Source organism: Propionispora vibrioides (genome assembly GCF_900110485.1).
Taxonomy (GTDB): domain Bacteria; phylum Bacillota; class Negativicutes; order Propionisporales; family Propionisporaceae; genus Propionispora; species Propionispora vibrioides.
Window position 1 is genome coordinate 1 of sequence record NZ_FODY01000034.1, and the last position, 17,840, is coordinate 17,840.

Annotated in this window: 19 protein-coding genes and 3 riboswitches; of the genes, 17 read left to right on the plus strand and 2 right to left on the minus strand. The window is 51.4% G+C overall.

Annotated features, from left to right (window positions below; genetic code table 11):
* From BMW43_RS18950 to BMW43_RS21265, 14 genes are all read left to right on the plus strand, one after another.
* Positions 1-241, plus strand: a 241-nt coding sequence (locus BMW43_RS18950) for a group II intron maturase-specific domain-containing protein (RefSeq protein WP_281246135.1), incomplete at its 5' end; no start/stop codon positions are given.
* A 190-nt stretch (positions 242-431) separates the two neighbouring features.
* A riboswitch (purine riboswitch) is annotated at positions 432-531 on the plus strand.
* Positions 532-598: 67 nt separating this feature from the next.
* The gene (locus BMW43_RS18955) at positions 599-1,543 is read left to right on the plus strand and encodes an EamA family transporter (RefSeq protein ID WP_177173682.1); all 945 of its coding nucleotides are present in this window, start codon (positions 599-601) and stop codon (positions 1,541-1,543) included.
* 187 nt (positions 1,544-1,730) lie between these two features.
* Positions 1,731-2,321, plus strand: a complete 591-nt coding sequence (locus tag BMW43_RS18960) for a TetR/AcrR family transcriptional regulator (RefSeq protein WP_143050666.1) — start codon at positions 1,731-1,733, stop codon at positions 2,319-2,321.
* A gap of 183 nt (positions 2,322-2,504) precedes the next feature.
* Positions 2,505-3,716 carry a multidrug efflux MFS transporter gene (locus tag BMW43_RS18965; RefSeq protein WP_091751547.1) on the plus strand — a complete coding sequence of 404 codons (1,212 nt, stop codon included), beginning with the start codon at positions 2,505-2,507 and terminating at the stop codon, positions 3,714-3,716.
* Positions 3,717-3,939: 223 nt separating this feature from the next.
* Positions 3,940-4,887 carry an ABC transporter substrate-binding protein gene (locus BMW43_RS18970; protein WP_091751550.1) on the plus strand — a complete coding sequence of 316 codons (948 nt, stop codon included), beginning with the start codon at positions 3,940-3,942 and terminating at the stop codon, positions 4,885-4,887.
* Positions 4,888-4,893: 6 nt separating this feature from the next.
* A complete protein-coding gene (locus BMW43_RS18975; protein ID WP_091751553.1) occupies positions 4,894-5,640 on the plus strand; it encodes an ABC transporter ATP-binding protein in 747 nt (248 codons plus the stop codon).
* A complete protein-coding gene (locus BMW43_RS18980; RefSeq protein WP_091751556.1) occupies positions 5,637-6,383 on the plus strand; it encodes an ABC transporter permease in 747 nt (248 codons plus the stop codon). The genes BMW43_RS18975 and BMW43_RS18980 overlap by 4 nt, the downstream gene beginning before the upstream one ends.
* Positions 6,384-6,609: 226 nt before the next feature.
* Positions 6,610-6,960, plus strand: a complete 351-nt coding sequence (locus tag BMW43_RS18985) for a PadR family transcriptional regulator (protein WP_245732626.1) — start codon at positions 6,610-6,612, stop codon at positions 6,958-6,960.
* Between the two features lie 16 nt (positions 6,961-6,976).
* On the plus strand, positions 6,977-7,999 hold the full coding sequence (locus BMW43_RS18990; RefSeq protein WP_091751559.1) for an HlyD family secretion protein: 1,023 nt from the start codon (positions 6,977-6,979) through the stop codon (positions 7,997-7,999).
* A gap of 21 nt (positions 8,000-8,020) precedes the next feature.
* Complete coding sequence (locus BMW43_RS18995; protein ID WP_091751562.1) at positions 8,021-9,583, plus strand: DHA2 family efflux MFS transporter permease subunit; 1,563 nt, start codon at positions 8,021-8,023, stop codon at positions 9,581-9,583.
* Positions 9,584-9,668: 85 nt separating this feature from the next.
* The gene (locus BMW43_RS19000) at positions 9,669-9,899 is read left to right on the plus strand and encodes a hypothetical protein (RefSeq protein WP_091751565.1); all 231 of its coding nucleotides are present in this window, start codon (positions 9,669-9,671) and stop codon (positions 9,897-9,899) included.
* 43 nt (positions 9,900-9,942) lie between these two features.
* Positions 9,943-10,119, plus strand: a riboswitch (FMN riboswitch).
* Between the two features lie 65 nt (positions 10,120-10,184).
* Complete coding sequence (locus BMW43_RS19005) at positions 10,185-10,766, plus strand: ECF transporter S component (RefSeq protein ID WP_091751568.1); 582 nt, start codon at positions 10,185-10,187, stop codon at positions 10,764-10,766.
* A gap of 37 nt (positions 10,767-10,803) precedes the next feature.
* Entirely contained in the window at positions 10,804-12,597 is a 1,794-nt protein-coding gene (locus BMW43_RS19010) for a bifunctional homocysteine S-methyltransferase/methylenetetrahydrofolate reductase (protein WP_091751571.1), read from the plus strand.
* A 135-nt stretch (positions 12,598-12,732) separates the two neighbouring features.
* Positions 12,733-12,891 carry a hypothetical protein gene (locus tag BMW43_RS21265; RefSeq protein ID WP_177173684.1) on the plus strand — a complete coding sequence of 53 codons (159 nt, stop codon included), beginning with the start codon at positions 12,733-12,735 and terminating at the stop codon, positions 12,889-12,891.
* A 77-nt stretch (positions 12,892-12,968) separates the two neighbouring features.
* On the opposite strand, the gene ppnP is transcribed toward BMW43_RS21265, so the two are convergent.
* A complete protein-coding gene (ppnP, locus tag BMW43_RS19015; protein WP_091751574.1) occupies positions 12,969-13,283 on the minus strand; it encodes a pyrimidine/purine nucleoside phosphorylase in 315 nt (104 codons plus the stop codon).
* Positions 13,284-13,449: 166 nt separating this feature from the next.
* Positions 13,450-13,550: riboswitch (SAM riboswitch) on the plus strand.
* Between the two features lie 164 nt (positions 13,551-13,714).
* On the opposite strand from ppnP, the gene BMW43_RS21270 reads away from it, so the two are divergent.
* Both BMW43_RS21270 and BMW43_RS19020 read left to right on the plus strand, forming a co-directional pair.
* Positions 13,715-13,882: a hypothetical protein gene (locus BMW43_RS21270; RefSeq protein WP_177173685.1), complete on the plus strand. Its 168-nt coding sequence runs from the start codon at positions 13,715-13,717 to the stop codon at positions 13,880-13,882.
* Between the two features lie 186 nt (positions 13,883-14,068).
* Positions 14,069-15,352, plus strand: a complete 1,284-nt coding sequence (locus BMW43_RS19020; RefSeq protein WP_091751577.1) for a TolC family protein — start codon at positions 14,069-14,071, stop codon at positions 15,350-15,352.
* Between the two features lie 127 nt (positions 15,353-15,479).
* On the opposite strand, the gene BMW43_RS19025 is transcribed toward BMW43_RS19020, so the two are convergent.
* Positions 15,480-15,899 carry a C-GCAxxG-C-C family (seleno)protein gene (locus BMW43_RS19025; RefSeq protein ID WP_091751580.1) on the minus strand — a complete coding sequence of 140 codons (420 nt, stop codon included), beginning with the start codon at positions 15,897-15,899 and terminating at the stop codon, positions 15,480-15,482.
* 309 nt (positions 15,900-16,208) lie between these two features.
* On the opposite strand from BMW43_RS19025, the gene abc-f reads away from it, so the two are divergent.
* Positions 16,209-17,765: a ribosomal protection-like ABC-F family protein gene (gene abc-f / locus BMW43_RS19030; protein ID WP_091751583.1), complete on the plus strand. Its 1,557-nt coding sequence runs from the start codon at positions 16,209-16,211 to the stop codon at positions 17,763-17,765.
* The last annotated feature ends 75 nt before the right edge of the window (positions 17,766-17,840 follow it).

The window sequence follows — 17,840 nt, forward strand, 5'->3', positions numbered from 1 at the left end:
CACGGAGCTAGGAACCTTGATCAAACAGATAAATGCCAAGCTGGTTGGGCACTTTCGCTACTATGGGGTAACCGACAACAGCAATGGAATCCATACCTTTGGATACTGCGTACGGCGTAAATTGTTTGAAATACTCAATCGCAGAAGCCAAAAGAAGAGCTTGACGTGGGAAGGATTTGCAAAACTAACAGATAGATTCCCGCTAGCAAAAGCGAGAATCTATGTGAATATCTATGGCTAAACGTAAGTAAATGCTGCTATGAAGAGCCGGATGCCTTAATAGGGCAAGTCCGGTTCCGTGAGGGGGGCTGGAATGTGAGTTCCGCCTCTACTCGACCGAGAGGCGGATGATCAGCGAGCTTATGATGATTGCGCAGGTAGGGGGAGGCTATTGACAGGAACTTTTTGGCCGTGTACTATATAGAATGTATTGTGCAACTTCAGATATTTCTCGTATAGCCCCGCAATCATAGGGTGGGGGTCTCTACAGGGAGCCTATACTTCCTAACTACGATGATAAGGAATGTCCTTATCCGTGGTTAGGATTTTTTTGTGCAATACAACTGTTTGACATAGCTTACAGGAGGATATGTATATTATGAAATATTCTGTTTCCGTTTTTGTGGGAGCCGCAAGTTACGGGGTATTATCCACGATTGTTGTGTTGGCTTATCAGTCCGGGTTTCAGCTTGGTGAAATTGTGGGCACTCAACTGTTGACCGGTGTGCTGCTTTCCTGGCTGTCCGTGTTTTATATTCAAAAAAGAAAATCGGCTAAGACCGACGGGGGCCGAGGCAATCAGGGCGACGACAGCTCCTATACGAGTTTAACCTGGCGACAAAGAGGCCTGCTTATGCTGGCGGGAGCGCCTACCGTCATTACCGGGCTGCTGTATTATCAGTCGCTTCGCTATATTCCGGCTTCGCTCGCTATTATTTTGCTGTTCCAGTTCACCTGGATTGGCGTGGCCATTCAGGCGGTCCTTACCTGCCGGCGGCCGGGAAAAAACATGCTGCTGGCCCTGCTGGTTATTTTGGCGGGCACCTTGCTGGCGGCCGGTGTACTGGGTGAAGCTGCGGTGCCTTTCGACCGGTGGGGGATTCTGTTTGGCCTGCTGGCGGCAGTCAGCTACTCCTGCTTTATTTTGTTCAGCGGCAGAGTCGTGTCGTCTGCTCATCCGATAAGCCGGAGTGCCTGGATGGTTACCGGCGGTTTTATCCTTTTAGCAATTCTGTTTCCGCCTTATTTTTTGTTTAACGGTTCGTTATGGGGGCCGCTGCTGCTGTTTGGCGCGTTGCTCGGTTTTTTTGGCGCCTTCCTGCCGCCGCTTTTGTTTGCCATTGGCGTACCCCATGTTGGTGAGGGTATGGCCGGCATTTTGGGAGCGGCGGAGCTGCCTGTGGCGGTACTCATGTCTTCCCTGGTGCTGCATGAGCCGGTCGGCGAAGTGCGCTGGCTGGGCGTAGCGTTGATTCTGGCCGGGGTGGCGCTGCCTGAGTTGCGGAAGCTGCGCAAGCGGAGCAATAGTTCGCTGGCCTCTTGAGAAGGGGAGTTGTCGAGCGCCTTCTCATTGTTTAGGGAGAGAGGAAGTTTTTCTTGCCCGAAATAAGCGACAACGCCTTTCTAAAGCAGGCTTTTGCCGCTTGACAACTAACGACGTTAGTATTAGTATAAATGTGGTTAGTGAAGTTGCTGACAAGTCCGGTCAGCGAAAGGAAAGCAGGGATTATTTGAAGATACGGATAGGTCTAAATAACCGGATATTGATTGAAACGGCGGCGCAAATCGCCGACGAACTCGGGCTGGCGGCGGTGACGCTTACCGAAGTGTCCGACCGTCTGGGTGTCCGTAAGCCGTCACTATATAATCACGTTAAGGGGCTGCCTGATTTGCGGAAGGGGCTGGCGGTGTTTGGCAGCAGCCAGCTTAGGGCAAGGATCGGCGAAGCCGCTGTGGGAAAAGCCCGGCAGGATGCTATCCGGGCCATTGCTGCCGAGTACCGTCTATTTGCTCATGAACGGCCCGGCCTGTATCAGGCGATTGTTGCCTGGTCGGACCGGGAGGACCCGGCCGTGAAGGCGGCAACGAAGGAGCTTATGGAAGTGTTTTATGCCGTGCTGCGCGGCTACCGGCTGCAGGACGAGGCTCTTGTCCATGCGGTACGCGGTTTGCGCAGCGTCATGCACGGGTTTGTGGCGCTGGAGGCGTCCGGCTGGTTTGCTCAGCCGGCGGAACGGGACATAAGCTACCAGCAGCTCTTAGATACCTTTATCCGCGGCCTGGAAGTGCTGGCTGGGGAGGAGCAGGGTAAAGATGCCTGAGGACACCGGTACTTTATCCGTCTTAATTCAGTGAATGCTGGCGAGCTAGCTCCTGCAACGCTTCGTTGGCGCCAGTCCGCATACTTCGGTATGCTTCTTTCCTCTGCCTTGTATTGCAAAAAATAGCCTCGCCATGTTTTAGGACTGACAAGTACCGGGCAGGCGCTAAAGTGGGGATTTTTTATGGAAATGTGGAAAAGAAATTTGTTTATTTGTTGGCTGGGCGCGTTTGCAACGTCTTCAGCCTTAAGTCAGGTGGCACCGATCCTGCCTTTATATATTGATCATTTAGGAGTGCACGCCACGGCGGATATTGAGCTGTGGTCAGGGATCGCCTTTGGCTGCACGACGCTGGCCCTGGGGCTGGTCTCGCCACTCTGGGGCAAACTGGCCGATCAATATGGCCGTAAGCCCATGCTGCTTAGGGCAAGTCTGGGCATGGCCATTATTGTTAGTTGTATGGGTTTTGTGCAAAACGTTTACGAACTGGTAGGTCTGCGGCTGCTGCTGGGGACGATTGCCGGTTTTAATTCGGGTGCGATCACACTGATTGCCACTCAAACGCCGAAGGAGCGAGCCGGCTGGGCGCTGGGGACACTTTCTACCGGTGTGGTGGGCGGCACGCTGTTAGGGCCTTTGCTGGGCGGTTACTTAGCGGAAGCGACAGGCTTCCGGAACATGTTTTTTGTGATGGGAGCCTTGCTGCTGCTGGCCTTCGCGTTAACCCTGTTCTTTGTGAAAGAAAAGGTTGTGACCAATAAAAAAGAGGTGCTCAGTTTCCAGGAGGTTTGGCAGAAGCTGCCCGATCAGCGGCTCTTGCTGTCCATGTTCTTTACCACCTTTGTGCTGCAGGTGGCGCTATTTTCCATTGAACCGATTATTACTGTCTATATTGACACGCTGTCGCCCGGTAATGATCACCTGGCGGTCATTGCCGGCCTGGTCTTTGCGGCGTCAGGGATGGCCAGCATACTGGCGGCTTCCTCACTGGGCAAGCTCTCCGACCGGATTGGCGCTCACAAGGTTATTCTAGTGGCGTTAATTGCGGCGGGTTGTTTATTTGTGCCCCAGGCACTGGTTAAAAATGAATGGCAGCTTATGATGCTGCGCTTTTTGCTGGGGATCGCCACGGCCGCGTTGATGCCGTCGATCAATACGCTCTTAAAGCAGAGTATTCCCGATGAAATTGCCGGACGGGTATTTGGCTACAATCAGGCGGCCCAGTTTTTCGGAACCTTTACCGGCGCGTTGGCCGGGGGACAGATTGCCGCCCATTTCGGAATTTACTATGTGTTTTATTTGACCAGCGCCTTGTTGCTGATAAATGCCGTTTGGGTGTACCATACTGTTTTCAAACGGGTTTCGGAGGAACTGACGGCGGTACCCAATCACTAGGGAATATGTATTGACTGAGAGAAGCACTGTGAGCCGGTCTCGCCACCGGTTCACAGTGCTTTCTTTGCTTTAACGGCAGGATTCTGCCTTTTGCCACAGAACTTGTAAACATAAACAAAAGGCTGTTGGCTTAGAATATTGTCAGAGATATATTTCCTGACCTTATTCGTTGCGGTAAAATGTGGCCGGAGCGGTGTATCCGGCTGGGAAATGGGGTTGAACGATGAGAAAATTAGTTGTTATCATGTTAAGCATTGTGTTTATGCTGGCGCTGACCGGCTGCGGAACGGGACCAGGCGGCGGCACCGGAGAGCAGGCGGGCCAGACGCTTACGGTAGGACTTATGCCGGACGTGGATTCTATCCCGTTTATCATTGCGCAGGAAAAGGGCTTTTTCAAGGAAGAAGGCGTGAATGTCACGCTCAAATCGTTTAAAAGTGCTGTCGACCGGGACAGTGCCTTGCAGAGCGGCAATCTGGACGGGGCGATTTCCGACGTGCTGGCTGAGGCATTTGCCAAGGACGGCGGTTTTGATACGGTGATTACTTCGGCCACCACAGGCAATTACAAACTGGTGGCCGGCAAGGGCGAAGCCGTGACGGCCCTGCAGGACCTAAAGGGAAAAGATGTGGCGATTTCCAAAAACACCATTATCGAGTATGTGACCGATACGATCGGCACCAAGGGTGGACTGGCCGCCGATGATATGAACAAGGTCATTGTGCCGCAAATTCCGGCGCGGCTGGAAATGCTGCAAAATGGCAAAATCGCTGCCGCCACCCTGCCCGACCCATTGGCAACGCTGGCCGTGAAAAGTGGGGCCAGGCTGGTAAGCAGTTCGGAACAACTGGGCATTAATCCGGGCGTTATGCTCTTTACCAACAAGGCGACAGAAGCAAAAGCCAAGGAGATTGCCGCCATGTACCGGGCTTACAACAAGGCGATTGAGTATTTGGCAAAAGAACCCAGAGACAGCTATATTGATCTGGTGATTGAGAAAGCCGGCTTCCCGGCGGTGGTGAAAGATTCGCTGGAACTGCCGCAGTATAAAAAAGCCGCCGCTCCTGTTCCCGCCGATGTGGAGGCGGTTATTGCCTGGCTGCAGCAAAAGCAGTTGATCCAAAAGGGCTACTCCTATGAAGAACTGGTTAACGACCGGTTTGTCAGGTAACAGGTCATGCTTCGGATCAAAGAACTGACCGTCGGCTATACCTCACAGGAGGAAAACTATACGGCGCTGGCCGGAATCAATCTGGAGCTTGCTCCCGGTGAAACCTGTGCGATCATCGGTCCTTCCGGCTGCGGCAAGTCCACGCTCCTCAAGGTGCTGGCCGGCATTATTACCGATTTTACGGGACAGGTAGAAATGAACGGACAGCCTCTGCGGCCGGCCGAGCAGCAAATCGGGTTTATTCCGCAAAATTACGGCCTGTTGCCTTGGAAAAATGTCTATGAGAATATTTGTCTCGGGACGAAAATAAAAAAGCAAGCCCGGTCCGGCCAGGCCATACAGGAGGTCATCGGCCAACTGGGGCTTAGCGGACTGGAAAAACGCTATCCCGGCGAGCTAAGCGGCGGGCAGCAGCAGCGGGTATCGCTGGCCCGCAGCTTCTTGTTGCAGCCTGACTTATTGTTGATGGATGAACCTTTTTCCGCGTTGGACGCGATGACCAGGGAGGAAATTCAGCAAGTATTTCTTCATGTCTGGAAGACACACGCCGTTTCGACCTTTCTGGTCACCCATCATGTGGAGGAGGCTGTGTATTTGGGCAAAAAGATTGTCATTTTATCCGGCTGTCCCGGCCAGGTCAGTCAGGTGCTGGATAATCCCCTGTTCGGGCAGGAGGCGGTCCGCGAACAGGCTGAGTTTTTCCGGATGTGCCTGACTTTGCGTAAACTGATAAAAGAGGACTGGTCGCTATGAGGAGCAAAAGAGCAGGGCTGGGATATCTGTATGGGGTAGCGCTCTTTCTGATCATCTGGCAGGCTGTCGCCGCTTTGGTCAACCTGCCGATCATTCCTTATCCCGTGCTGGTGGCGGTCACGCTGATTAAAATTTTTGCGGCAAAAATTGCCGCCCACGGTTTTTACAGCCTGTGGCGTATTCTGGCGGGCGTTCTGCTGGCGGTGGCAGCCGGCATGCCTTTAGGGTTATGTATGGGCTATTTTTCCCGCTGGGACAGGACGTTATCGCCTCTGGTCTATCTGACCTATCCCATCCCGAAAATCGCCCTGCTGCCTGTTCTGATGCTGTTGTTTGGCCTGGGCGAGGCTTCGAAAATCCTGATGATTTTTTTAATCATTGTGTTCCAGGTGGTGGTGGCCGTACGGGATGGTGTAAAGAGCATTCCCAGGGAGACCTACTATCCGCTCTATTCGCTGGGCGCTAGGTTTGGTGCGGTGGCGCGGGACATTTTAGTTCCGGCGTCGCTGCCGCAGTTTTTCACCTCGCTGCGAGTGGCGATGGCGACAGCCGTTTCGGTGCTTTTTTTCACCGAGACCTTTGGCACGCAGTACGGCATGGGGTATTTTATTATGGACGCCTGGATGCGGGTGAATTATCTGGAAATGTACGCCGGCATTGTGGTGCTTAGTCTGATCGGGCTATTTTTGTTCGCCTTGATTGACTACTTAGAGCGCCGGTTATGCTATTGGCAATATAAATAGGCAGCGATGCTTTAGAGATTGGAAGCGACGGTACTGAAGACGAGTACCGTTTTTTTTTGCGGATAAGAATGGAAAGGGAGAGAGGTCCGCTTTAATAGCGGATAACTGCAAAAAAACGGGCTAATTTCTGGAATTATCGCAACGTAGCGGGATTGCTTGTTAATTAAAATCATATTAAGATTAATATTGTTCTGATTACTAATGTTAAAATTAGGCGGTGATAGAAGTGGTGCAAAAAAGTGAGCAGAAAACCTGGACCAAGATTATTATGGCGTTGTATTTGCTTACCTTCTTAGCCAAGGGGCCGGCTTATGGCAACAAAATGGCGGAGGAAATCAAACGGCGCACCCAGGGGGCGATTACACCCAATCCCAATGCGCTCTATCCGTTGCTGCGGATTATGGAGGAACGGAGCTATGTGGTGGGACACTGGGAAGATAACGATAAGCGCAGCAAACGTATTTATTCAATTACCGAGCAGGGCCGTGCTTATATTCCCGAGCTGGTGAAAAAGGTGACTGCACGATTGAACGAAGTAGAACGGAACATACAAATTATTCGAAATGATTTACTGTAATTAGGGAGAGTGGACAATGGGTCAGGCAACAAATAGACTAAGTAAACGAACAATGGGAGTGATCGTCGGGCTGATTGTTTTAATTGCTGTCAGCGGCGGCGTATGGTGGTGGATTCGCAGCAGCCGGATTGTCTCGACAGACGATGCCCGGGTGAAAGGGACAATTGTCAATATCAGTGCCAAAGTGACCGGCAGAGTGGAAAAACTGCTGGTGCAGGAGGGGGATGCCGTAACAGCCGGCCAGGTGATTGCCACCATTGAACAACGGGAATTCCAGGCACAACTGGAGCAGGCGCAGGCTGCTCTGGCGGCAGCGCAGGCCAAACTGGCGCTGGCCGAGGCCGGCAACCGGCCGCAGGAAATTGCCGAAGCCGGTGCTTCGGTGACGCAAGCGCAGGCGACGATGGAAAATGCCCGGAAGGAATATGAACGGGTGGAAGCGCTCTATCGTCAGGGCGGTATTTCAGCCCAGCAGCGGGATGCGGCGAAAACGGCCTGGGAGGTAGCCAAGGCCCAGTATGAGGCGGCCCAGAACTCTTACAGTGTGACTAACGAAGGGTCCCGGCCGGAAGATATAAAAATGCTGCAGGCCCAGGTACAGCAAGCCCAGGCGGCGGTAAAAAGTGCCCAGGTGCAACTGGATGATACGGTCATTAAAGCACCGGTCAGCGGCACACTGGCCTTAAAGTCGGTGGAAGACGGCGAAGTGGTATCCTCCGGACAGCCGCTGGTAAGCATAGCCAATCTGTCGGATGTCTGGGTTGCCGCTAATATTGAGGAAACCTATATCGGCAAGGTCAAGGCCGGCCAGGAGGTCAGCTTTACGATAGACGCCTATCCGGGCAAAACCTTTACCGGCAAGGTGAAGGAAGTAGGACCGGCGGCCGGGTCGCAGTTCGCGCTGCTGCCTAACGAGAATACTTCGGGAAACTTTACGAAAGTGACACAGCGGCTGCCGATAAAAATTCAGGCTGAAAATGCGGCGGATGGAGAATTAAAACCGGGCATGTCGGCGATCATTGAAATTCATGTGCGCTAACCGGGAGAAGGTAAAACAGTTATGATGAAAAAATACTCCGTCTTATTTGCCGTATGCCTGGGGACGGTGCTCAGTGCTTATGTCAGCAGTTGTGTCAATATTGCCCTGCCGAATATGATGCAGGAACTGAATTTTAATATGGACTCTATTGTGTGGGTTTCGTTGAGCTATCTCTTGCCCTATGGCTCCACCCTGCCGCTGACGGGAAAACTGGGCGACCAGTTTGGCACAAAAGAGACCTACATCGCGGGAATGACGATTTTTACTATAGCGTCGCTGCTGTGCGGCGTTGCCTCCAATTCCACCTTTATGGTTATCGTACGGGTCATTCAGGGGGTGGGAGCCGGCATGCTGCTGCCCAACGCGATGGCTATTGTGGCGGCCACCTTTGAACCTTATGAACGGGGGCAGGCGCTGGGCATCTGGAGTGCCATGGCGGCAGCCGGCAGCGCGATGGGACCAACCATCGGCGGCTATTTGATCGAACATTTTAGTTGGCGGTCCATCTTTTTTTCGGTGGTTCCCCTGTGTATTATTTGCATTATGCTGGCTTTTCTCATTATTCCAAAATTTGAGCGAAATCAAAAGGCGGGGGCCGATTATCTTGGCGCAGGCTTTTTGATTCTCAGCATCAGTTCACTGCTGATTGCGCTTAATCAGGGACAGAAGGAAGGCTGGGATTCTTTATATATTGTTTCGCTGTTCTATACGGCTGGTGCCGCCATGGTGCTGTTTATCATGGTCGAGCTATATGTAAAACAGCCGATGATTGAGCTGACGCTGTTTAGAAACAAAAATTTTGCCATTGCCAATATCATCGGATTTTTATCCTTTGTCGCCATGTATGGCGCGATGTTTTTGCTGCCCTTCTTTTTAAAGACCATCTTAAATTACAGTTCCATGACGGCAGGCATTATGCTGCTGCCCATGACGGCCACCATGGTGGTGTTTGCCCCGGTCGGCGGTCGGCTGGCCGACCGCTTCGGGTCGCGGCTGCCTACCGCTTGCGGCATTTTGCTCATCTCGTTGGCCATTTATCTGTTGAGTCAGATCAATCCTGATTTTTCGTCCCGGAACTTTTTCATCCGTCTGGTTATGCTGGGGATTGGTCTGGGTTTTACCATGTCGCCGTTAAGCAACTGTGCCATTGCGTCGTTGCCTAAGGACAAGATCGGGGTCGGGTCGGGCGTATTTAATCTGGCTAAAATTATCGGTGGCAGTATTGGCGTTGTCTTTGTTGAAACTTTGCTGACCAACCGGGAAATCCATCATTCCCAGGTATTGAACGCCTATCTGAATCCGGCGGTCCGGTCGACGCAGGAACTGTATAGCCTGCTGCGGACGTTATGGGGCGATAAGGGGATGGATAACCAACTGCTATCCGAGGCCTTGCACGGCTGGAGCACCGGACGGGGACTCCTGCCGGAGCAGTACGCCCAATTCAAACTGTTACTGGGACAAATGCTGCAGCAACATGCCAGCGTATTGTCTTTTGAAGATGTGTTTTTTGCCTTGTCCCTTCTTTGTTTGTGCGGGGCGTTCTTTTCTTTCTTTATTACAGGTCGCCGGGCTGAAGCTGATTAGAGTTGTAGCCGGTGGTGAAAACAGGGCATATACTGGCAGTGAACCGCTGCCGTAACGGCCGGTTGAAGTACGGATGGAGGATGTGATGGTTGTGGCCGTGGCAAGCGATATTAACGACGTGCTAAGAGTGTTTGTTTTTGGTAATTTGAGCAGCATTGTCAACAATGAACCGGTGGTGGTGCCGGCCGGCATCGACATTCTCCTGCAGGTTAATGTTTTGAACAATATGGGAGCGCTGGGACTGCCGCCGGATATTGCACAAATCACCGAAAATTACTTTGTCGCCGGCGCCGGCAGCCAGATAACGGCTACTTGAGTATTGGTGGAAAATCTGGTATGATAAACAAAAAAATAAGACGATATATCTTCGGGGCAGGGTGAAATTCCCAACCGGTGGTAAGCAGTTTTCGCTGCAAGCCCACGAGCCGTAATACTATTCTTCTATAAAGCGTGATGGTTTTAATGGGAGAGTAGTATAAGGCAGACTTGGTGTGATTCCAAGGCCGACAGTACAGTCTGGATGAAAGAAGATAAAAGAGGATCTTTTCAGCCCGGAGATTTTCCGGGCTTTTGCTTTTCCCGGATAGAGGGAGGACTTGTAATGTATAAGACGCAGTATCTGGCAAAGATCGGTCTATTGGCAGCGGTGGCTACTTTGCTGATGTTTTTTGAAGTGCCTGTTCCGATGCTGCCGGCCTTTTTGAAATTGGATATCAGTGAACTGCCGGCGGTCATTGCCGTTTTTTCCCTGGGACCGGTGGCCGGTGTGCTGGTCGATTTGATCAAAAATATGCTCCACATAGCAGGAACCCAGACGGCCGGCATCGGCGAACTGGCCAATTTTCTGGTGGGCGTAGCCTTCTTAGTCCCCGCCGGACTGGTTTATCGCCGGCATAGCTGCTACCAGGGAGCGCTTCTGGCGTTGACGGCCGGCTCGGTAACCATGGTGGCGGCGGCTTCGCTGCTTAACTATTTTGTCTTGATCCCGCTATATCAGGCGGTGCTGCATTTCCCGCTGGAACAAGTCATCGCCATGGGATCGGCGGCCAATCCGCATATTGTTGATTTAAAAACCTTTGTTACCTTGGCGATTGCGCCGTTTAACGCCATTAAGGGCCTTGTGATTGCCGTATTTACCCTGCTGCTTTACCGTAAGGTATTGCCGCTGCTGCATGAAGGCTAGCCACAGGCCGTTGACTTAGAGTAAGGGGTTGTATCATTTGTTTAAGGAATATTTACAGAAACACAGCGTCCTGGCCGACGGGGCGATGGGAACCTACTATGCGGCGCTCACCGGCCGTGACACCGCCTTCTCCGAACTGGCCAATCTGACCGAACCGGCTCAGATTCAAGCTATCTATTGCCAATATATCGAGGCCGGTGCCAGGCTGATCCGGACCAATACATTTTCTGCCAATTCTTTTTCGCTGCAATTGCCGCAGGAAGAAGTGAAAGAAATCATCAAGGCCGGCTATCATATTGCCCGGCAGGCAGCCGCCGGGAAGAACGTCTGGGTGGCGGCCGATATCGGTCCGGTACCCGAAATTATTTCCGGAACAGCCGAAGGGGATCGCAGCCGGATTTTAGCGGAATATCTGTTCCTGGCCGATACTTTTTTGGCGGAAGGTGTTGACCTGTTTGTCTTTGAGACCTTCAGCAGCACCGACTATCTGGCCGAGGTGGCCGCTCATATCAAGCGGCAGCGGCCGGAGGCCTTTATCTGGGCCCAGTTTGCCACTACGCCGGACGGCTTTACCCGCCGGGGCATCAGTAACGAACGGATTGTCCGGGAGGTTAAGCAGATTGCCGCTATTGACGCCTACGGGTTTAACTGCGGTGTTGGGCCGACGCATTTATATAATGCGCTGAAAAACCTGACCGGACGCGACCGCGGCGATATTGTCTCAGTCCTGCCTAATGCCGGCTATCCGGAGATTGTCAATGAACGTACGGTGTATGCTCAGAATCCCGATTACTTTGCCGAAGTTATGGAACAAATCAGCGCTTTGGGCGTACGGATTTTAGGCGGCTGCTGCGGTACAACGCCGGAACATATTAGAAAGACGGCTCAGCGACTGAATCAGTCGGCCGTTTCGCCGGTGGAAGACAGACCGGTGACGGTGCGGGAGGTGCTTCCGGTCAAGGCCGCGCCTAACCAGTTGCGTGACAAACTGTCGCACGGCGAATTCGTAGTTGCCGTGGAGCTGGACCCGCCCTTTGATACCTCGGTTGATAAAATTTTGCATAACGCCCACCTTTGCCGTCAGGCCGGAGTTGATCTAATCACCGTAGCCGACTCCCCCATGGCCAAAGCCAGGGTGGATTCGGTGATGCTGGCCGCCAAAATCCAGCGCGAGGCAGGCATTGCCACGATGCCCCATATCTGTTGCCGGGATAAAAATGTCAACGCTCTAAAATCCAGTCTGCTGGCCGGCCATATTGAAAACCTGCGCAATGTACTGGCGGTTACAGGCGATGCTATTGCCAGTGCCGACAAAAACGAAATAAAAAGCGTGTTCAACCGGACTTCCCTTAGCTTTATGGAATTGATCGCTGAAATGAACTGTGAGCTGTTTAAAGATGATCCGTTTTATGTCGGCGGAGCGCTCAATTTGAATGTAGCTAATAAGCGGGTTGAACTGGGCAGGATGGCCAAAAAGGCTGAACGGGGCGCTGCCTTTTTTTTGACGCAGCCAATTTTCGTCGATGAAGTCATTGACTTTTTGCCGGAGGTTAAGCGGGCCGGCGCTACGAAAATCCTGGGCGGCATTATGCCGCTGGTCAGCTACCGGAATGCCATGTTTTTAAATAACGAGATTCCGGGTATTTCCATACCGGAAGAGCATATCCGGCGGTTTGATCCGGCCATGGACCGCGCCCAGGCTGAGGCGGTGGGCATTCAACTGGCGGTGGAGCTTGCCCGGAAAATTAAGCCTTTCGTCGATGGCTTCTACTTTATCACCCCTTTTAACCGGGTAGATATGGTACTTAACATATTACGACAGGTAATGTGAGGGATTTATTGTTTTTCTTACTACATACCGTTTACATTTAGCGGAAAACGCAATATAATTTATAATCATAAACGATATAGTAGAAGAAATATTAGCCGTTATTGAGAGATGATAGCGATATTTGGGGTGTTAGGTGTGACTAAAAAAGAAAATAAGGAAAGCAAGCTAACTTATAAAATTAAGAAAATGGACCCTGCCGCAGAGCCGCCGGTGGAGACGGTGGATGCTTTTAATACGTTTATCTATCAATGTCAGCAGGAAAAAACTCAAAATAAGAAAAAACAGGACGAATAAAACGATATGGCTGAACCCTGGTGGTGTTCAGCCATATCGTTTATCTTAGTTTATTTTGCTTAATAACCATGTCCCGGTTAGGAAAGGTAGGAGCAGCAATAGTCGGTTACTTGGGTAACTTTCAGGCGGAAGCTGGAATTGGCCGGCACCTGGAAGGTTGTATTGGCGGTAACCTGTTTCCACTCGGTTTCGCCGGGCAGCAGAACGGTCAGTTCACCGGCCAGGATTTCCATGACTTCGGCCGCCGCCGTGCCAAATTCATATTCGCCAGGCAGCATGATGCCCAGCGTTTTTTTTGTGCCGTCGGCAAATAAAACGGTGCGGCTGGTTACGTTGCCGTCAAAATAGATGTTGGCCTTTTTTACTATGGTCACTTGGTTAAACTCACTCATAATCAGGATCCTCCTTAACGGATATAATGATATAACAGACATATGCTACAAAGATTATAGGTCAAGGGAAAAATTCCTGCTGCCGGCCGCTGGTTGGCGCTGGTATTTTTTATTGACAGGGTAACGTTCTCGCGGTAAAATAGATAACAACAAAATAAAACGTAAGCTCTTATCCAGAGTGGTCGAGGGACTGGCCCGATGACACCCGGCAACCCGCAGCAATGCAGTGGTGCTAATTCCAGCAGGAGAAATCCTGAAAGATAAGAGGAAAGTATAAAACCCTTTCCTCGAAAGGGTTTTTTTGTATGCTGTAAAGGGCAGACTGCCTGTGCGGATGAGCTGAAAACTGTGCACGGCGGCTTAGAACCCACTTAGGCTGGGTGGCTTACGTTTAGTGTTTGCCCGGCAGGGCAGGAAGGATGACTGTATAGATGGTTAAACAGGCAGCGGCGAAAAAAGAAACGCAAGAGCCTTACGGCAAAGCCCGTAAGGAAGGGGTTAGTGAGGTAAACATCACAATCCGGAACGGTAATGTCATCAAGTTTGAGCACACGATTCGATTTTTAGAGGAGGAGTGCATGTATGGCGATGGAATCTAATAGAAAATCGCAGATCAACCGGACCAGCATGCGAATGCGGGGTTCGGTTTTTTTATGCCCGGCGTTTCTATTCTTTGCCACTGGAGAAGAACCATTTAGTTTACAGAATAAGTTGTCAATAAAATAAAAATATGATATGATTTGACTGACTAGTCGGTCATAAAATAGTGCAAAGGAGCAAGAAAAATGGCAAAGCAAAGGGTTTGGAAGAATTATTTGGTTGCAGCGCTTAGCAGCAGTGTTATGATGCTGTCTGCCACCACTGCATTCGCGGATTCAACTGAACTCTCTTTAGATGACAGTATTGCGATGGCCTTACAGAATAACCCTTCCATAAAGATGGCCGTAAAAGATCAGGAAAAAGCCGGTTATGGAATCGATCAAGCCAAAGCAGGCAAAATGCCATCTCTGAGTTTAGGTACGTCCGGAACACACGGCGACACCACTGCCGGACAGGTGGGCGACAGCTTTAGTACATCTTTGAAACTGAGCATGCCGTTATACACAGGCGGCAAGCTGGAAAGTACGATTGATCAGGCTAAAATTAATGCCGAATCGGCGCAGCAAGGCGTAGTCAAGGCCCAGGAAGAGCTGCGGCTGGACGCGGCTAATGCTTACTATACCGTACTGCAATCGCAAAATCTGGTCCAGGTGAATGAAGAAACCGTGACCAGCCTGGAGGAGCACTTAAAAACGGTACAAGCTCAATATGAGGTTGGTACGGTAGCCAAGGCGGACGTATTGCGTTCGGAAGTGGAACTGGCCAATGCCAAGCAAAATCTTACGAAAGCTAAAAATAATTACGATGTAGCCGTTTCCAGTCTGAATAATATTATCGGCGCACCGCTGGCCACCGAGCATGTGTACAAGGACAGCCTACAATATGCGCCCTACGACACATCGCTGGATGACAGTATCGCCATGGCTCTGGCTAAACGGCCGGAGATCATTCAATCGCAGTACAATATAGCTGCCAGCAAAGCCGGGGTTGAGATTGCCAAAAGCGGCAACAGACCTACGGTCAGCATGAGCGGCAGCCAGGGCTGGAGTGGTTCGGATTTCCCCGGCGACAATAAAAACTGGTCGGTCGGCGTAGCCGCCAACTGGAATGTGTTTGACTCGGGACTGACCAATGCGCAGGTTAAGGGTGCCCAGGCGGCTCTGGACAAAGCCGAGGAACAGGATGCCCAAACCCGCAGCAGCATCGAACTGGAAGTGCGGCAAAACTACTCGTCCATGCAGGAGGCCAAAGAGCGGATTGATACTTCGCAGGTAGCGGTCAACAAAGCAGAGGAAGATTTAAGTATTGCCAAAGTGAAATACGGTGCCGGTGCCGGAACCAACCTTGACGTCATTGACGCCCAGGTGGCGCTGACCCAGGCGAAGACCAACTATACGCAAGCTCTGTATGATTATAACGTAAACAAGGCCAAGGTTATTAAAGCCGTTGCCCTGCAAGCCGGCAACTAATACCTTGCCAGTTTTTGTCTTGAAAAAAGAGAAGTCACCGGCCATAGGACGCGGGGCTTCTCTTTTACATATCGGCCAGCCCGCCGTAGCGGGAGCAGCAAGGGTGCCAGGATTTTTATCCGGCTCCTTATTGTAGCGTTCCTTTTTCCCGTTCCCGCCGGACAATGGTGTCCAGAATTTCGGCCGCTTTGGCGATGACCTTCTGGCATTTCAATTCCGGCGTGCGGTGCTTATCCTTTAAGGGCGTACAGTGAATATCGCCCATTTCCTGCTCATAGGCGGTAAACAGCTCCTGGGATAAATCTTTAATGACCGGACTGGCATGGGCATTGTTTTTTACGAACAAATGGCTCAGCACCATGATCGATGCCGTCAGGGCACCGCAGACGCTGCCGATGGCCATGCCGCCGCCAAAGCCGGCGGAAAGTTTAAGCGCCTCCGGACTCAAGCCAAGATGGTACGCCTCATTGGCACCGTATAAAATTTTTTCCGCACAGTTCAGGTCCTCTTTATTACCAAAGCCCGCTTCGATTAAATCCTGCAGCATAAGAATGCCTCCTTTTTATTGTCTAATCTTATTAAGGGCATTCTAGCCGGCGACACTGTTTTCCTACCGCCCGGTACTCTGCGTCATCTAAATACATGGATATCGGGCAGCCTTTTTTCGCCCCGTTTCGTTGTCGTCGCCTTACCTATGTCCGATAGGTGCGGCTCCTCCGCCTTGCAGGACAAAAAAATCCTTGCCATTTTATCGAATGATTTAGTGACTCAGAGTAGGAACTATTTTCTTTGACAGGTTTATGGATCTCGCGCTAAAATGAAAAAAGCATTGTAAAAGAAGACAGGAGTTTGGTGAATGAGCGTATTAACTGTTGAAAATGTTACCCATGGTTTTGGGGCCCGGCAAATTTTGGCGAATGCTTCTTTCCGGCTGTTAAAGGGAGAGCATGTCGGGCTGATCGGGGCCAATGGAGAAGGAAAATCCAGCTTTTTAAATATTATTACCGGCCAGCTTACACCCGATGAAGGCAAGGTGGAGTGGTCCAACCGGGTGACGGTGGGCTATCTGGACCAGCATGCCGTGTTGGTAAAGGGAAAAACCATCCGCGATATTCTGCGTGAAGCTTTCCAGGGCATGTTCGATCTGGAGGCGGAGATGCTGGGCCTGTATGACAAAATGGGTGAAGCCTCGCCGGAGGAATTGGACAAAATGATGGCCGATGTCGGCGAGATTCAGGACATGCTGGAGCATGGCGGCTTTTATATGATCGACGCTAAAATTGAAGAGGTGGCCAACGGGCTGGGGCTGGGTGATATCGGCCTGGACCGGGACGTCACCGATTTGAGCGGTGGTCAGCGGACCAAGGTGCTGCTCACCAAATTGCTGCTTACCAATCCGACCATTCTGATTCTGGACGAGCCGACCAACTATCTGGATGTTGATCACATTGAATGGCTGAAGCGGTATTTGAAAAATTATGAGAACAGCTTTATTTTAGTATCCCATGATATTCCGTTCCTTAATGAAGTGGTCAACGTGATTTATCATGTGGAAAATACCGTATTGACCCGCTATACCGGCGATTATGAGCAGTTCCAGCAGATGTATGCCATGAAGAAAAGCCAGGAGCAGAAGGCGTATGAACGGCAGCAGCAGGAAGTGGAGCGGATGGAGGATTTCATCGCCCGCAATAAAGCGCGGGTGGCCACCCGCGGCATGGCCAACAGCCGGCAGAAACGGCTGGACAAGATGGAAATGCTGGAGAAGCCGCGGGAAAAACCCAAGCCTTCTTTTCAATTCCGGGAAGCCCGGACGCCGGGACGGTTTATTGTGGAAGCCGCCGGTCTGGTGCTTGGCTATGACGAGCCGTTAACCCGGCCTGTCGACATTACCCTGGAACGGGGCCAGAAGGTAGCCATCCGGGGCGTAAACGGACTGGGCAAATCCACTCTGTTAAAGACGCTGCTGGGGCAAATCCCGCCCATTGCCGGCAAGGTGGAGCTGGGGGACTATCTCTTTCCCGGCTACTTTGAGCAGGAATCCAGCCGAAACAACACCAATACGGCGATGGAGGAAGTATGGAACGAGTACCCCGGTATGACCAACTTTGAAGTACGGGCTGCGCTGGCCCGCTGCGGTCTGACCAATGAGCACATTACCAGTCAGATGATGGTGCTTAGCGGTGGCGAGAGCGCCAAGGTGCGGCTCTGCAAGCTGATGCTGAAAGAGGTAAACTGGCTGGTGCTGGACGAACCGACCAACCATTTGGATGTGGAGGCCAAAGCGGAATTGAAAAAGGCAATTAAGGAATTTAAAGGGACAGTGCTGCTGGTATCGCACGAACCTGACTTTTATGAGGATTGGGTTACCCATGTATGGAACGTGGAGGACTGGACTACGAAAATAGTCTAGGTAACCACTGATTAAATGAACCTGTCGGGCTGGCGAGAGATTTTTTCGTCTGGCAAGGAAGAAAAACCGCAGGAA

What these genes read in the sequence shown, in the direction of transcription:
- BMW43_RS18975 (WP_091751553.1), top strand. Translation starts at nt 4,894, where the DNA reads ATGCTTCGGATCAAAGAACTGACCGTCGGCTATACCTCACAGGAGGAA.
- BMW43_RS18965 (WP_091751547.1), top strand. Translation starts at nt 2,505, where the DNA reads ATGGAAATGTGGAAAAGAAATTTGTTTATTTGTTGGCTGGGCGCGTTT.
- BMW43_RS19020 (WP_091751577.1), top strand. Translation starts at nt 14,069, where the DNA reads ATGGCAAAGCAAAGGGTTTGGAAGAATTATTTGGTTGCAGCGCTTAGC.
- BMW43_RS18955 (WP_177173682.1), top strand. Translation starts at nt 599, where the DNA reads ATGAAATATTCTGTTTCCGTTTTTGTGGGAGCCGCAAGTTACGGGGTA.
- BMW43_RS18990 (WP_091751559.1), top strand. Translation starts at nt 6,977, where the DNA reads ATGGGTCAGGCAACAAATAGACTAAGTAAACGAACAATGGGAGTGATC.
- BMW43_RS19000 (WP_091751565.1), top strand. Translation starts at nt 9,669, where the DNA reads ATGGTTGTGGCCGTGGCAAGCGATATTAACGACGTGCTAAGAGTGTTT.
- BMW43_RS18980 (WP_091751556.1), top strand. Translation starts at nt 5,637, where the DNA reads ATGAGGAGCAAAAGAGCAGGGCTGGGATATCTGTATGGGGTAGCGCTC.
- BMW43_RS19025 (WP_091751580.1), bottom strand. Translation starts at nt 15,899, where the DNA reads ATGCTGCAGGATTTAATCGAAGCGGGCTTTGGTAATAAAGAGGACCTG.
- abc-f (WP_091751583.1), top strand. Translation starts at nt 16,209, where the DNA reads ATGAGCGTATTAACTGTTGAAAATGTTACCCATGGTTTTGGGGCCCGG.
- BMW43_RS18970 (WP_091751550.1), top strand. Translation starts at nt 3,940, where the DNA reads ATGAGAAAATTAGTTGTTATCATGTTAAGCATTGTGTTTATGCTGGCG.
- BMW43_RS21270 (WP_177173685.1), top strand. Translation starts at nt 13,715, where the DNA reads ATGGTTAAACAGGCAGCGGCGAAAAAAGAAACGCAAGAGCCTTACGGC.
- ppnP (WP_091751574.1), bottom strand. Translation starts at nt 13,283, where the DNA reads ATGAGTGAGTTTAACCAAGTGACCATAGTAAAAAAGGCCAACATCTAT.
- BMW43_RS19005 (WP_091751568.1), top strand. Translation starts at nt 10,185, where the DNA reads ATGTATAAGACGCAGTATCTGGCAAAGATCGGTCTATTGGCAGCGGTG.
- BMW43_RS18995 (WP_091751562.1), top strand. Translation starts at nt 8,021, where the DNA reads ATGATGAAAAAATACTCCGTCTTATTTGCCGTATGCCTGGGGACGGTG.